The organism is Jeotgalibaca ciconiae, assembly GCF_003955755.1.
GTDB lineage: Bacteria > Bacillota > Bacilli > Lactobacillales > Aerococcaceae > Jeotgalibaca > Jeotgalibaca ciconiae.
Genome location: NZ_CP034465.1, coordinates 2,483,664 through 2,497,579, shown reverse-complemented (window position 1 = coordinate 2,497,579; position 13,916 = coordinate 2,483,664). Strand labels below are relative to the sequence as shown.

Below are 13,916 nucleotides of genomic sequence, written 5' to 3'. Positions count from 1 at the left end.
TTGTTAACCTTTTACTGCTCCAATCATGACACCTTTCACAAAATATTTTTGTAAAAATGGATAAATAATAATAATCGGAATGGTTACAAACATAACGGCTGCTGCCTGAAGAACTTCTGGCGTACTTTGAACGGCTGCTGCTTCCGAAAGGGAAGTTGTCTGAGCTTCCGTTGCAGACGAAACCATTTGATACAGTTTATATTGCACCATTTTTAAATTTTCAGTGCGAATAAAATACATATTGTCCGCGTAAGAATTCCAACGTCCAACCGCATAAAATAACGACAGTGTCGCCATAATAGGTTTTGAAAGTGGTAATGCAAGCCTTAATAAGATTTGGAAATTTGTTGCTCCATCCAAGACCGCCGATTCCTCCAAGCTATCTGGTAAATTCGCCTGAAAATAAGTTTTCATAATCAACATATTATAAGCAGAATAAATACCTGGCAGAATCAAAACCCAGACTGTATTCAAAATCCCCAGACTTTGGTAGAGCAAATATTGTGGTATGATCCCTGCACTGAAATACATCGGAAACATGAAAATAAAAGTAAATCCCTTACGTCCTTTTAGGCGTTTTTTTGACAAGGGATAAGCTGTACAAATACATACCAGCATTCCTAAAACAGTAAATGATACTGTCACAATAACGCTGTAAATAATTGAATAAATCATGTTTCCATCTTTAAAAATCGATACATAGGCATCGAAGTTAATCCCTTTTGGTATGAGGTAAATATTACGGGCCAGCACTTCGCTATTAGAAGAGATTGACTTCGCAGCTATATGGATGAATGGCAAAACACACGTTAAACATAAAATAAATAGAAATGTTGCCATTAAAAAATCGCTGATTCCGATTTTTTCCATTGCATTCGTTCCCAGATGGTTTTTGTCTTTCTTTTTACGTATATTCGCATTAAGTTCCATTACAACAAACCATCCTCTCCGATTTTCTTAGCCATACGGTCTGATAATAATACGAGAGCTAAACCAATTAACGACTGAAACAAACCTACTGCTGTCGCTTCACTAAACTTACCGCCTCCAAGACCCTTTTCAAAAATATAAACGGCTAACTGGTATTGATAGTCCCGAACCTGTGAATTACCCAACGCTGTTAGACGCTCCAAATTACTTCCCATAACCCGACCCAGGTTCATAATGAGTAGCGTTACGATTGTCCCTCTAATCCCCGGCAAGGTAATGTGCCAGATCCGTTTCCAACGGTTTGCACCATCAATCATGGCAGCTTCGTAAAGCTCTGAGTTAATACTGGTCATAGCCGCCAAGTAAATGATGGTTCCCCACCCCATCGACTGCCATATACCAATTAAAATATAGGTTACTGCCCAGTGGCTCGCATCATTTAAGAAAGGAATCCCTTTTTCAATCAACCCTAAGTTTTGTAAAACAATATTCACTAAACCAGAACTTGGTTTAAATAAAAGATATGCCACACTCCCCACAACTGCCCAAGATAAAAAATGAGGCAAATATAAGACAGTTTGACTAATTCGTTTGAAACGTTTCAAACGTATCTCGTTAATAATAAGAGCTAAAATAATAGGTACCGAGAATCCCGTTATTAAATCAAGAAAGTTAAACATGATCGAATTTTTAAGTGCTCTAATAAAATCAGCATCATTAAAAATCTTAATAAAGTTCTCAAATCCGACCCATTCACTACGTTCATAACCTAGAATAGGTTTGAAATTCATAAATGCCATTCTCAGACCAGGAAAACTAGCATAATTGAAAGCGATAACAATCACTAGCGGAATAATGAGCAGAATATACAACTCCCAATCCCTCTTAATAGCTATGACCCAGGAAGAACTACGACCAAGGCCTACTGAAGCAGATTTTTTATTTTTTTTCGTCAACACAAACCACTCCCTTACGTTTTTAATAGCGACTCACTCTTAAGTCCTATTAAGTGATTGAATATTCTGTTAAAAATAAAAGCATTCAGGTACAATGTTAGCGCACTTCCAATAAACAAATAAAAATATATCAACAAACCATACGCATTTGGTAGCCACTTATAAACAGCCATAAGAGGACCGAGATTGATAACCAATAAAATCAAAACCCAAGGAAAGTAGCCCATCATCAGTAAAAGAACATTTTTACTCTGTTCCCAAATTGTATTTTTAAATTTGTAAATCATGGGGAAAATAAACAAGCTGTAAACCACAGCTAGAATCAGAAAAATAACAGTTGCGTAGACGACTATTCTCCTTAGACCATCTAGTTCACTAATCACAAATAAATCCAATATCAATACGACAATGATAGATAAAACAATTAGCCAAGCTGTCGTCGCTTGTCTAAAGTTCTCTTTAAAGTGTTTTAGATACATTTTTAACACAGGACTTTCATTTTTATCAATCATTTGTAAAAAGACTGCATATAGAGCTGCCAAATTAGCGCCGATAGTAATGATTGGAATACTCATTAGTAAAAACAAGACATTCAGCATGATTAAATCAAATATTTTTGTCATGAATCTACCAAACTTACTATCATATTTGAACATTCTGTCACCTTCTTTCTTGTAATCATTCAAAACGGAAAGCTTGTTTGCTTTATTTTGTATGCGCTTTCTTTTATTGCGATTAGCTTATCATAGAAATTAAACATTAATAAATGGAACAAATCTACATTTTTTGTACAAACTATGGATTGGATGTTATACTAAATGGAAAAAAAGAGGCTATGAGGGGATTTTTTATGCTCGATTTAATGAACATGGAGTTAAAACATTACTACTTGCGCGATTGTTCGTTTGGTTGGCATTTAGACGAACACGTCTATCAGAGAAATGCCCTAGCACTTATTATTCAAGGCGATATTCTCTATACCATTAACCAAAAGGAATACCATGCTACTCAGGGGAATTTGGTCTACATGCCCTCCGGTAGCATCCGAAAAGCCACCCCCTCTAAAGACTGTGTTTTTGTTGCCATGGATTTTAATTTAAAAAAAGGACAGTTTCGATTACCTACCGTTTCCAAAGTTTCTCTTACCGAACGTGTGAACAGCCTCTTGAAATCAATTGAATATCATTGGCTTCAGATGAATGAGCGCGATCGGATAAAAGCTCACATTCTGTTCCTTGATCTAATTCACGAGTTACTTTTCAATAAAGTTGAAAATCATTCCAATCGTCATGTTGATCGCATCAAGCGTTATGTTACTGAAAATTTTTCTGTATCCATTACCGTAGAGGAATTAGCCAACTATGTGGGACTCAGTCCTGCTTATTGCGGAACTTTATTTAAAAAAGAGGAAGGTCGCACTATTCTTGACTATGTTAATAACATTCGAATTAATCATGCAGCTACACTTTTAACGGAAGGTGGTTATTCGATGAGTCAGATTGCCGACATGTGTGGTTTTAAAGACGTCTATTACTTCAGTAAAACCTTTAAAAAACAAATGGGCTTATCTCCTAAAAAGTACTGGGCGGAAAATAATTATGATTGAAAACAAACACTGCGATTTTGCCACTTTTATAATTATGTATCCAGTACATTCAAAAAAGACGTTCATCATGAACGTCTTTTTATCATACTTCTATCGAATCCCCAACGCAATTCTTGCATAGCGGGACATTCTTTCCGTTGTCCATGCCGGATACCAAACGAGTTTTACTTTTATGTCTGTGACTTCTGGAACTGACTTTAATGCACGATGAATTTCATCGGTGATGACATCTGCTAATGGACATCCCATTGTAGTAAGCGTCATATTCACTTGGCAAAAACCATTTTCTTCTAACAATACTTCATATATTAAGCCCAAATTGACAATATCAATTCCCAATTCCGGGTCAATTACTTGTTCTAAGGCCATTAAAACACGTTCTTTAATTTCTTCTACTTCCTCAGTAGTATAGTTCTCTGACATAGATCATTCTCTCCTTTATGAAGGGTTATAAGCATCATAGCAAGGATTGATAGAATTATCAATACTCTATTGTTTCCCTAAAAATGCAGCCATTTTCTCGAATATTTCATAGGGAACCTTGTGTCCGTGTCCTTCATAGTAGTCATAATGCATATTAGAAGCATAAGGCTCATCTTTTATCTCTGAAACAAACGCCTCCATTTGCTCAAATGGAACACTGTTATCCGCAGTTCCATGCCAAATATAAAATGGTCTGCCCGCAAGTTTTTCTGGTGATTCTTGTAAGCTAAGTTCACGGAACGGTTCCATCAACTGTACTGCCACTTCCTTGTTGACAGGTTCCATCCCTTCCACCCAGTTCGATGTCAAAATCCATTCTGTAAAGCCAATCGGATCTGGGTTTCCCATCAAACAGCCACCCGCAAAAATCCAAGGATATTTCGCTAATGCCATACATGTCGTGATTGCCCCCATTGACAGGCCCGTTACAGAAACTCGATCTGCTAGAGCAAGTTTTTCAGTAACGTAATGATCAACGAGATACGGCAACTCTTCGATGCTATGCCATACGATTGTCCAAAATTCCATTTCTTTTTTACCGTTAAATTCTTCTTCTTTTCTCTCTCCATGTAAAAAAGCATCTGGAACAACTACTCGCATTCCTTGTTTGGCAAGTTCATATCCTGCTTCCAGCCCTCTTTCCTTTCGGCCTGTGATTCCGTGAAAGAAAATAGCCAAAGGAACTTTTTCATTTTCTTTGTCGTTATCAACTATTTCTAAAACTGGTACATGATGAATAACTTTTCGCTGAATTGAAATCATGGTTTCCTCCTTGTTAAGTGAACACTCTGGAAATTTCATCTCATTTAGTGTACCATGAGATGAAGTATTCTAGCTATACGAAAGGAAGCTTTTAACGAAATGAACAAAAAAATCATTGCGATTGATTTAGACGGTACGACTCTTAACAATCAATCCTTACTTTCAAAAAGAACCGTTCGTACATTACAATCACTGCAAAACAATGGCCACCACGTATTAATCGCCACAGGTCGACCATATCGAAACAGTAAACAAATCTATTCTGAAATTGGTTTAAAATCACCTATGGTTAACTTCAACGGTGCCCTTTGCCATATGCCTGAAAACAACAGTTGGTCTGATTACTATCACAGAACTATCGACTTAGATTTGGTTATGGATATCCTAGGAAAACAACACATATTAGGTTATGATTGGCTCTCGATTGAAGGAAAAGAAACCTTGTATGCTTCTACTGAAAGAATCCCTACAAATGAATTTTTCCCGAAAGATACACGTTCGACCTATGTTACAACCAAAACAAAATTTGAAGAACAACCAACCGCCTTGAATCTTTATGTTGACGAAGATAAACAAGAAGCCATTCGTTTGAATATTTTAAATGAATATGGAAGTGATACCCTGTCAGTTCGTACGTGGGGCGGCTCTTATCCATGTTTGGAAATTGTTGCACCTGGCATCCAAAAAGCACTGGGAGTTGAAACTGTTGCTCGTCATTACGGAATTAGCCAAACCGATATCCTTGCATTCGGTGATGAAGATAATGACTTTGAAATGCTTGACTATGCTGGGCACGGTGTCATGATGAAGAACGGAATTGACCGCTTGCGTTCTGTTGCAAATGACATGACCGAGTTCACAAATAACGAGGATGGTCTGGCGCTCTATTTAGAAAAATACTTCCAGTTATCCTAATATGTAAATAAAAACTGGCAACTTTCCATTTAAATGAAAGTTATCAGTTTTTTATTTTGTGTCCAAATTCAACAATTAACCCGGCTTAACTAGAATTATTCTAAATAAAATGTATAATGATAGTTGTGGCAAAACTTTTATTTATCGGAGGTAATTGAGTGAAAATTATAGTTGTAGGTACATCACATGCAGGATACGAAGTCGTTCAAACAGTTTTGAAGGAAGATCCAAGTGCAGAAATTCATTTGTATGAACGTGGAACGACTGCTTCCTTTTTATCATGCGGAATTCAAAGCTACTTGGAAGGAATCTCTCCATCATTAGATAGCTTGCACTATGCGAATGAGCAATCATATATTGACCAAGGCGTTCATGTTCATATGAATAGCGACGTTGTTAGCTTAGATCCAAAAGGAAAGACAATCACTGTTAAAACAAATGATGGCGAAAAAGAAGAAAGCTATGATAAATTATTCTTGAGTCCAGGTGCTGTTCCTGTTGAACTTTCAATCTCTGGATTAGATAATGAACATGTTTATTATGTACGCGGGCGTGAATGGGCTGACGCTATTAAAGAACGTATGAAAACTGCTAAAAAAGCAGTTGTTGTCGGAAGTGGATACATTGGAATTGAAGTTGCTGAGGCTTTTACGAAAGCTGGTATTGATACCACAGTGATTGACATTCTTGATTCTATTCTTCCTTCATACTTAGATAAAGAATTTACAAATATCCTGACAGCTCACTCTGAAGAAAAAGGATTAAAAATAAAAACCGGAGAATGTATTCAAGAAATTGAAGCAACTGACGGAAAAGCGAGCAAAGTAATCACAGACAAAGGATCTTATGACGTAGATACTGTTATCATGGCAGTTGGTGTTCGTCCGAATACTGAATGGTTGCATGGTATTCTAGAATTGGATGCACGCGGATTTGTTAAAGTAGACAGCCATATGAAATCTTCTGAAGAAGATATTTATGTTGCAGGAGACGCTACTAAAGTTCCATTTGCTCCAGCTGTAAATGATGATAAGGCAATCGCATTAGCATCAAACGCACGACGTCAAGGAATTATTGCAGCACAAAACATGGTCGGAAAAAATGCTGAAATGAAAGCTGTATCTGGAACTTCTGGGTTATCTCTGTTTGACTATCATTTTGCTTGTACAGGTGTAAAAGACATCGATGCTAACTTACTTTCAGCAGAAGTTGAAAGTACTTATTATGAAGAAGCAATTCGTCCAAAATTCATGGGAGACGAAGGAAACGTAATGATGAAAATCCATTACGAAAAAGATTCCCACCGTATCGTTGGTGCACAATTAATGTCAAAAGAAGATGTTACCGCATCTATCAATACGATTTCTGTAGCAATCTCAGCTCACTGGACATTAGAAGATCTAGCTGAAGCTGACTTCTTCTTCCAACCTGGATATAACCGCCCTTGGAACTACTTGAATGTATTGGCTCAACAAGCACTTGGCCAAACTTTTGGTAGCGACAAACAATTATTTTAATATTTTTTGAAACAAGTAAAGGCTCAAAGAATTTTCTCTGAGCCTTTACTTGTTTATTTTATTCAACTGGTGGTGCTATTTTCTCGACTTCTTGGATAACCTGTTTAACAACATTTGACCCAACAATCAACATTTCATACAATGGTCGGACATCTTCTGTTGTTTTCGCCATTGTTCTCATTAAAATCTCGCCATCCCCTGCAAGAGAGACTTTATAATAGAAAGCTTTGCCTAGATTTAATTCATTGATTACTTCAAGAAGTTTTGCTTTATCATTATAATTTGTTAAATAGCCAATTTGTTTAAAAGTAATCTGGAAATCAACGACCCCTTCTCCATTTACAATAACAATTCCAAAAGGAACTTTTTTGCCAGGGCGAACTAAAAAAGATCCTTGATACAGAGTTTGGTTATTTACAATTTCTTGTCTTTTTAATGGTAATTTTTTCTCAGCGAATAACTTATCTAATTCTTCTAAAATTTGCACAAACTTATCCCCTCTCTTTATTTCTTTTATTAGTATAACATAATTGCAAACAGTGCCTAGAATAATTTCTCTTTTAATTGTTTATAAAAGTAAGATTGCTTTTAGGCACAGCACTATCAACTCACAGAACCAGTTATTAAGAAAAGCGGACAAGTCCGCCTTGACCTATGAAAAAATAGGAAATTTGACCCTGAATGAGCAGCGAAGCGCGCAATGGGGCAAATTTATCTTTTTTTCACTAGGTCAGGACTTGGGAGCTAGACATTGATGGCTGAACTTATAATCCCCTAGTCTATAAAAAAACTGACAAGTCCGCTTTGCCCTATGAGAAATAGGTTTTTTCCCCTAATAAGCAGCGAAGCGTGCCATTAATAAAATTTGTCTTTATTCACGAATCCAGGACTTATACTACCCTTGTCTAAAATAAAGATGTTCAAACTCCTTTTAAAAGCTGAATATCTTTATTTTTTTAGAATAACGATGTTCAACGTTAAATTTCCTATTGAACATCGTGTTTTTTTAAAAATGAAGATGTTCAACCCTCACATACCATTTGAACATCTGTTTCTATAAAAGTTTCCGTATTCGTAAGCCAACTCTCTCATAGAAAAGCGAGCGAGGATAGGGCCTTTTTTTCACGAGGCCAAGACTTGATAGATAAACATCGATGACAGGACTTGTACTACCCTGACTCTATAAAAAGAGCCAAATCACGATGATTTGGCTCTGAGGTACTGCTATTTGAAATATTAACGGCGACGTTCTGGAATACGAGCTGCTTTTCCGTGTAATGCACGCAAGTAATATAGTTTTGCACGACGTACTCGACCGTGACGAACTACTTCAATTTGTGCAACACGTGGTGTATGGATTGGGAATGTACGCTCAACGCCAACACCATTTGAAATTTTACGAACTGTGTAAGTTTCGCTGATCCCTTGTCCGCGACGCTTAATAACAACGCCTTCGAAAAGTTGGATACGTTCTCTCTCTCCTTCGACAACGCGCGCGTGTACGCGAACCGTGTCTCCAGGACGGAAAGCAGGAATATCATTACGTAATTGTTCTTGTGTAATTGATTCGATTAAGTTCATTTCTTTTTTCTCCTTCCAACAAATATTCATACATAGCTTTATCTATCAGCGGAATATCGTTATCTTAGAGCAGTCTCCTGCTCACTCGTAAGAGTTTATCATAATTTCTAATGTCTGTAAAGGGCTTTTTCTTTATACGATATAAATTACTCATCTAATTCTTCCTTAATTTCTTGCAGCCATTTCTCCTGTTGTTCAGTTAATTCGATTTTTTCCAACAAATCTGGTCGTCTCTCCAACGTCTTGCGTAGAGACGCTTTTTCTTGCCACTCAGCTATCTTGGCATGGTTGCCGCTTAACAGTACTTCTGGCACTTCTTCCCCTCTAAAAGAGCGTGGTCTTGTGTATTGAGGATGCTCCAGTAAACCTGTTGAAAAAGAGTCCGTCTGATTGGATAACACATTTCCTAATGTCTCTGGTAATAAACGAACCACACTATCGATTATTACCATAGCACCTAATTCTCCCCCTGTTAGAATAAAGTCTCCAATTGAAACTTCATCCGTTACATGGGATTTTATCCGCTCATCAAAACCTTCATAATGACCACAAATAAAAATTAAGTGTTCCTCTTGAGAAAGCTCTTCAGCTAACTTTTGATCGTACTTTTTTCCAGCTGGGTCCATTAAAATAATCCGCTTCTTTGTCTCTGGCTGAGACTTTTTAATCGCATCGATGCTATCGACAATAGGTTGAGCTGTCAGAAGCATCCCAGCTCCTCCACCAAAAGGATAATCGTCTACCATGTTATGTTTGTTCTCTGTATAATCACGGAAATTGGTCGTTTTAATTTCTACAAGCTCTTTTTCAATTGCTTTTCCAATAATAGACTCACTCATTGGCCCGTCAAACATATTCGGAAAAAGTGTCAAGACATCAATTCTCATTCCTCTAACATTCCTTCCAACAACGTAACGATAACCATTCCTTCTTCTAAATTTACTTCATTCACAACATCTTTAATATATGGAATCAACAAATCTTTTTTTCCTTTTTCTCCGACTACCCACACATCATTTGCACCAGGTGACAATATTTCTTTAATGGTTCCCAGCTGCGTACCATCCTCTGTAACAACCGATAATCCAATAATCTGATGGTAATAGTATTCTTCACCTTCTAATTCTTGGATATGTTCTTTTGAAACTTTCAAAATGGATCCCTTGTATCCTTCTACATCTTCAATCCGTGAATGCCCTTCAAAGGTTAAGATATCAAAGTTTTTATGCTTTCTATGACTGCTTACAGTTATTTCAACCGGTTCTTTACCATCTTGAAAAATAGTTAGGACAGAACCTTTTTTGTAACGTTCCTCTGCAAAATCAGTAACAGATATCACACGAATTTCACCTTTTAATCCTTGCGTATTGACGATTTTACCTACCTCTAAATAGTTTTCCATCATTTTCACCTCTTTTATGGCTCTTCCCTACAAAAAAAGGGACAAGTTCACCTTTTCAAATGAATGTCCGCTTTATTTTGTATATGCATTTATAATAGTGTCCTAAAAATCTACTCTGCTCCTTCTATAACTAGACGAACACGCTTCGATTTTTTAGTTCGCACACTATATACAATTGTTCGAATTGCACGAGCAACTCGACCTTGTTTTCCAATGACACGCCCTACATCTTCTGGGTGAACAGCAAGATGATATTCATAGAAATCATTTGTTTCTTTAATATCAATCGTGATGTCATCCTGATGTTCAACTAGAGGGGTAACCATTGTTAGAATCAATTCTTTAATATCAGGCATGTAAACCACCATCCTTTTGGTTGAATTCAATGCTTCTGAATACTTATTATCCAAACAAATTATTTAGCTGTTTTAGATTCATGGAATTTCTTCATGATACCTTCTTGAGAAAGTAAGTTTCTAACTGTATCAGATGGTTGTGCACCGTTTGCCAACCATTTTAGGACTAGTTCCTCATCAAATTTTACTTCAGCTGGTTCAACAACTGGGTTATAAGTACCAACTTTTTCGATGAAGCGACCATCACGTGGTGCGCGGGAATCAGCTACAACAACTCTGTAGAATGGATTTCTTTTAGAACCCATACGTTTTAGACGGATTTTTACTGCCATTTTATAAATACACCTCCATTTGTCTCAATCTCACAAGTGATATCATACCAGTTTAATTATAGCTTGTAAAGTATTTTTTCTTTACAGTCTTATCTTTTTTTTCTTTTCTTTTTCTTGCCCATTTTTCGGGACATTTGTTTCATTGCCAGCTGGCCTAATTTCCCTTTCGGTCCATTTCCAAGCAAGCCTTCCATGCCATCAAAGTTTCCTTTAGACATTTTATTCATCATTTTACGAGATTCATTAAACTGTTTAATCATACGGTTTACTTCTTGTAAGGAACGTGCGGAACCTTTTGCAATTCTTCTTCGTCTGCTTTGAGACAGAATTTCAGGATTTTCTCGTTCTTCCGGAGTCATGGAAAGGACAATTGCCTTCATATGTGCCATATCTTTTGGATCAACTTTCACTTGGTCAATACCCGGCCAGTTACTCATCCCTGGTATCATCTTTAAGATATCTTCAATCGGCCCCATATTTGAAACTTGGTCCATTTGATCAATAAAATCATTAAAATCAAAAGTATTCTCACGGATTTTATCCGCCATTTCTTGCGCTTTTACTTCATCATAATCCTGCTGTGCTCTTTCAATCAGCGTCAGCATATCTCCCATACCAAGGATACGAGAGGCCATACGATCCGGATAGAACGGTTCAATATCGTCTAATTTTTCTCCTTGACCGGTAAATTTAATTGGTTTACCCGTTACGGAACGGATTGACAAAGCAGAACCACCACGAGTATCTCCGTCTAACTTCGTTAAAATAACCCCAGTAATACCTAATTGCTCATTAAATGCTTTCGCTACATTTACCGCGTCTTGCCCGGTCATTGCATCTACTGTAAACAGAATTTCGTCTGGTTGCACAGCAGCTTTAATATTTTTCAATTCGGTCATTAAAAGTTCGTCTACGTGAAGACGACCTGCCGTATCAATAATAACAAGGTCGCGTCCCGTCATTCGTGCTTCCTCAACCGCCTCTTCTGCAATTGCTACGGGATTCGCTTCCACGCCTTTTTGATAAACCGGGAAATCCAATTGTTTCCCAATGGTTTGCAGCTGGTCAATCGCTGCTGGACGATATACGTCTGCTGCAGCTAATAAAGGACGTTTATTTTCACGTTTTTTCATATAATTCGCTAACTTGCCAGCTGTGGTCGTTTTACCGGCCCCTTGCAAACCAACCATCATTACAACAGTAGGTGGTTTTTTAGAGAAAAGAAATGGTTCTTGTTCTCCACCCATCAATTCGGTCAGTTCTTCGTTAACGATTTTTACTACTTGTTGAGCAGGTGACAAAGATTCTAATACATCGGACCCTAATGCCCGTTCATTCACTTTTTTTACAAAATCTTTTACTACACGAAAGTTTACGTCGGCTTCAAGTAACGCGAGACGAACTTCACGCATCATTTCTTTTAAGTCAGCTTCGGTAATTCTTCCTTTTTTACCAATTTTTGTCATTGCGCCTTGTAAGCGTTCCGACAGGCCTTCAAATGCCATATTTCTTCACATCCTATATTCTATTCGTCAAATGATTCAATTAATTGAATCATTCTTTGTATTTCGTTATCACTTGGATATTTCTCTGTTGCATATTCTTTTAATTGATCCAATACTTCTTTTCGCAGAAGAAAATTTTCAACTAAATGAAGTTTTTTTTCATAATTAATAAGGATTTTTTCTGTTCGTTTGATATTATCATAAATTGCTTGTCTGCTTACTTCAAACTCATCAGCAATTTCACCTAATGAATAATCATCGCCATAATAGAGGGAGAGATAACCTTTTTGCTTATTCGTAAGCAAAATACTATAGAATTCGAATAAAGTGTTCATATAATTAGTCTTTTCAATTTCCAAGATAGATCCTCCATTTCACTCTTCTATGCCGTCAAGTATTAAATCTTTACGTCATTCATAAGGTTACCTATTACATCAAGATTAGTCAACTTATTTTTTTCTTTAACACTGGCAAAAGAAATGAGATGATTGACTTTTTTCAAATCATACACCTCATTTCTTTTATTAGTCTAAGCTTTTACTTCAACTAAATCTTTAACTAATCCATAAATGTACTGTTCAGGATCGAAAACTTGTAAATCATCCATACCTTCACCTAATCCTACAAATTTTACGGGAATAGCTAATTCTTGGCGAATTGCTAAAATAACACCGCCCTTTGCGGTTCCATCTAATTTCGTTAAAATCAAGCCGGTAACATTGGTTGTTTCTTTGAATTGTTTTGCTTGAATCAAAGCATTTTGCCCTGTCGTAGCATCCAAAACAAGTAATGTTTCTGAAGCCCCTTCTGGAATCTCACGACTAATAATCCGGTTGATTTTTTCTAATTCTTTCATTAGGTTCACTTTATTTTGGAGGCGACCCGCTGTATCGATCAGCAGGTAATCATATTCTTCTTTTTGACCTTTTTTCAAAGCATCAAAAACAACCGATGCAGGATCTGAATGCGCGTCGCTTGTAACGACATCCACCTGAACTCTCTCAGCCCAAACTTCTAATTGTTCAATTGCTCCAGCACGGAATGTGTCTCCAGCCGCAAGCAATACTTTTTTGCCTTCATTTCTTAATTTGTGAGCATATTTTCCGATGGTCGTTGTTTTACCTACTCCATTAACTCCTACAAATAAAATTACCGTTAATCCATTTTTATTTTCGTTAATCGTTGGAAGTCCCACTTCACCCTTTTCATAAATCTCAACCATTTTTTCAACAATGACATTTTTAACTTGCTCTCCCGTACGAACATTTCGTAATCTTACTTCTTCACGGAGAACATCCGAAATGGCAAGTGTCATATCAAAACCAACATCAGCAGAAATCAGTACTTCTTCTAAGTCATCGAAAAAGTCCTCATCAACTTCTCTAAATCCAGCGAAAAGTTCATTTATTTTCTCAGAAAAACTTTTCCGGGTTTTTTCCATTCCCTTGTCAAATTTTTCAATAACAATTCGTTTCTCTTCGTTTACTGGTTCTGTTGTAACATCTTCTCCAGTAAATGCTCGTTTAATGCGATCAAACAATCCCATATCATCACACCCTTATTTCTGAATT

At 36.9% G+C, this 13,916-nt stretch carries 17 protein-coding genes; 3 read left to right on the top strand and 14 right to left on the bottom strand.

Annotated elements, in window-relative coordinates; translation table 11 throughout:
* Window positions 1–3: 3 nt before the first annotated feature.
* From EJN90_RS11615 to EJN90_RS11605, 3 genes are read right to left on the bottom strand one after another with little or no spacing between them, the layout of a single operon-like run.
* Window positions 4–930, bottom strand: coding sequence for a carbohydrate ABC transporter permease (locus tag EJN90_RS11615; RefSeq protein WP_126111422.1), 927 nt, complete (start codon window positions 928–930; stop codon window positions 4–6).
* Window positions 930–1,886, bottom strand: a complete 957-nt coding sequence (locus EJN90_RS11610) for an ABC transporter permease (protein WP_126111420.1) — start codon at window positions 1,884–1,886, stop codon at window positions 930–932. The genes EJN90_RS11615 and EJN90_RS11610 overlap by 1 nt, the downstream gene beginning before the upstream one ends.
* Before the next feature lie 14 nt (window positions 1,887–1,900).
* Window positions 1,901–2,542 (bottom strand): YesL family protein, encoded by a 642-nt coding sequence (locus EJN90_RS11605; RefSeq protein WP_126111418.1) that lies wholly within the window; start codon window positions 2,540–2,542, stop codon window positions 1,901–1,903.
* Between the two features lie 194 nt (window positions 2,543–2,736).
* Here EJN90_RS11605 and EJN90_RS11600 point away from each other — a divergent pair, with 194 nt between their 5' ends.
* Window positions 2,737–3,492 (top strand): helix-turn-helix domain-containing protein, encoded by a 756-nt coding sequence (locus EJN90_RS11600; RefSeq protein ID WP_164544080.1) that lies wholly within the window; start codon window positions 2,737–2,739, stop codon window positions 3,490–3,492.
* A 90-nt stretch (window positions 3,493–3,582) separates the two neighbouring features.
* Here the strand turns inward: EJN90_RS11600 and EJN90_RS11595 are convergent, their stop codons facing one another.
* Together EJN90_RS11595 and EJN90_RS11590 are read right to left on the bottom strand one after the other, a co-directional pair.
* Window positions 3,583–3,915 carry a metal-sulfur cluster assembly factor gene (locus tag EJN90_RS11595; protein ID WP_126111414.1) on the bottom strand — a complete coding sequence of 111 codons (333 nt, stop codon included), beginning with the start codon at window positions 3,913–3,915 and terminating at the stop codon, window positions 3,583–3,585.
* A 66-nt stretch (window positions 3,916–3,981) separates the two neighbouring features.
* Window positions 3,982–4,737: a prolyl oligopeptidase family serine peptidase gene (locus EJN90_RS11590; protein ID WP_126111412.1), complete on the bottom strand. Its 756-nt coding sequence runs from the start codon at window positions 4,735–4,737 to the stop codon at window positions 3,982–3,984.
* A gap of 99 nt (window positions 4,738–4,836) precedes the next feature.
* Here EJN90_RS11590 and EJN90_RS11585 point away from each other — a divergent pair, with 99 nt between their 5' ends.
* Both EJN90_RS11585 and EJN90_RS11580 read left to right on the top strand, forming a co-directional pair.
* Window positions 4,837–5,652 carry a Cof-type HAD-IIB family hydrolase gene (locus tag EJN90_RS11585; RefSeq protein WP_126111410.1) on the top strand — a complete coding sequence of 272 codons (816 nt, stop codon included), beginning with the start codon at window positions 4,837–4,839 and terminating at the stop codon, window positions 5,650–5,652.
* Window positions 5,653–5,810: 158 nt separating this feature from the next.
* Window positions 5,811–7,169 (top strand): FAD-dependent oxidoreductase, encoded by a 1,359-nt coding sequence (locus tag EJN90_RS11580; protein ID WP_126111408.1) that lies wholly within the window; start codon window positions 5,811–5,813, stop codon window positions 7,167–7,169.
* Window positions 7,170–7,227: 58 nt separating this feature from the next.
* Here the strand turns inward: EJN90_RS11580 and EJN90_RS11575 are convergent, their stop codons facing one another.
* The 9 genes from EJN90_RS11575 to ftsY form a co-directional block, all read right to left on the bottom strand.
* Window positions 7,228–7,656, bottom strand: a complete 429-nt coding sequence (locus tag EJN90_RS11575) for a hypothetical protein (protein ID WP_126111406.1) — start codon at window positions 7,654–7,656, stop codon at window positions 7,228–7,230.
* A gap of 749 nt (window positions 7,657–8,405) precedes the next feature.
* Window positions 8,406–8,750, bottom strand: a complete 345-nt coding sequence (gene rplS, locus EJN90_RS11570; RefSeq protein WP_126111404.1) for a 50S ribosomal protein L19 — start codon at window positions 8,748–8,750, stop codon at window positions 8,406–8,408.
* Between the two features lie 146 nt (window positions 8,751–8,896).
* Window positions 8,897–9,637 (bottom strand): tRNA (guanosine(37)-N1)-methyltransferase TrmD, encoded by a 741-nt coding sequence (gene trmD, locus EJN90_RS11565; RefSeq protein ID WP_126111402.1) that lies wholly within the window; start codon window positions 9,635–9,637, stop codon window positions 8,897–8,899.
* Window positions 9,634–10,152 (bottom strand): ribosome maturation factor RimM, encoded by a 519-nt coding sequence (gene rimM / locus EJN90_RS11560; RefSeq protein ID WP_126112457.1) that lies wholly within the window; start codon window positions 10,150–10,152, stop codon window positions 9,634–9,636. The genes trmD and rimM overlap by 4 nt, the downstream gene beginning before the upstream one ends.
* A 110-nt stretch (window positions 10,153–10,262) precedes the next feature.
* Window positions 10,263–10,508 carry a KH domain-containing protein gene (locus EJN90_RS11555; RefSeq protein ID WP_126111400.1) on the bottom strand — a complete coding sequence of 82 codons (246 nt, stop codon included), beginning with the start codon at window positions 10,506–10,508 and terminating at the stop codon, window positions 10,263–10,265.
* A 59-nt stretch (window positions 10,509–10,567) separates the two neighbouring features.
* Window positions 10,568–10,840: a 30S ribosomal protein S16 gene (gene rpsP, locus EJN90_RS11550; protein WP_126111398.1), complete on the bottom strand. Its 273-nt coding sequence runs from the start codon at window positions 10,838–10,840 to the stop codon at window positions 10,568–10,570.
* An 89-nt stretch (window positions 10,841–10,929) separates the two neighbouring features.
* A complete protein-coding gene (gene ffh / locus EJN90_RS11545) occupies window positions 10,930–12,345 on the bottom strand; it encodes a signal recognition particle protein (RefSeq protein WP_126111396.1) in 1,416 nt (471 codons plus the stop codon).
* A 20-nt stretch (window positions 12,346–12,365) separates the two neighbouring features.
* Window positions 12,366–12,704, bottom strand: a complete 339-nt coding sequence (locus EJN90_RS11540) for a putative DNA-binding protein (RefSeq protein ID WP_126111394.1) — start codon at window positions 12,702–12,704, stop codon at window positions 12,366–12,368.
* A 170-nt stretch (window positions 12,705–12,874) separates the two neighbouring features.
* Window positions 12,875–13,891 (bottom strand): signal recognition particle-docking protein FtsY, encoded by a 1,017-nt coding sequence (ftsY, locus tag EJN90_RS11535; RefSeq protein ID WP_126111392.1) that lies wholly within the window; start codon window positions 13,889–13,891, stop codon window positions 12,875–12,877.
* Window positions 13,892–13,916 lie beyond the last annotated feature (25 nt).

Excerpts from the sequence above, each read along its gene's own strand:
- EJN90_RS11615 (WP_126111422.1), bottom strand. The coding sequence starts at position 930 with ATGGAACTTAATGCGAATATACGTAAAAAGAAAGACAAAAACCATCTG.
- EJN90_RS11605 (WP_126111418.1), bottom strand. The coding sequence starts at position 2,542 with ATGTTCAAATATGATAGTAAGTTTGGTAGATTCATGACAAAAATATTT.
- EJN90_RS11600 (WP_164544080.1), top strand. The coding sequence starts at position 2,737 with ATGCTCGATTTAATGAACATGGAGTTAAAACATTACTACTTGCGCGAT.
- EJN90_RS11595 (WP_126111414.1), bottom strand. The coding sequence starts at position 3,915 with ATGTCAGAGAACTATACTACTGAGGAAGTAGAAGAAATTAAAGAACGT.
- EJN90_RS11590 (WP_126111412.1), bottom strand. The coding sequence starts at position 4,737 with ATGATTTCAATTCAGCGAAAAGTTATTCATCATGTACCAGTTTTAGAA.
- EJN90_RS11585 (WP_126111410.1), top strand. The coding sequence starts at position 4,837 with ATGAACAAAAAAATCATTGCGATTGATTTAGACGGTACGACTCTTAAC.
- rplS (WP_126111404.1), bottom strand. The coding sequence starts at position 8,750 with ATGAACTTAATCGAATCAATTACACAAGAACAATTACGTAATGATATT.
- trmD (WP_126111402.1), bottom strand. The coding sequence starts at position 9,637 with ATGAGAATTGATGTCTTGACACTTTTTCCGAATATGTTTGACGGGCCA.
- rimM (WP_126112457.1), bottom strand. The coding sequence starts at position 10,152 with ATGGAAAACTATTTAGAGGTAGGTAAAATCGTCAATACGCAAGGATTA.
- EJN90_RS11555 (WP_126111400.1), bottom strand. The coding sequence starts at position 10,508 with ATGCCTGATATTAAAGAATTGATTCTAACAATGGTTACCCCTCTAGTT.
- rpsP (WP_126111398.1), bottom strand. The coding sequence starts at position 10,840 with ATGGCAGTAAAAATCCGTCTAAAACGTATGGGTTCTAAAAGAAATCCA.
- ffh (WP_126111396.1), bottom strand. The coding sequence starts at position 12,345 with ATGGCATTTGAAGGCCTGTCGGAACGCTTACAAGGCGCAATGACAAAA.
- ftsY (WP_126111392.1), bottom strand. The coding sequence starts at position 13,891 with ATGGGATTGTTTGATCGCATTAAACGAGCATTTACTGGAGAAGATGTT.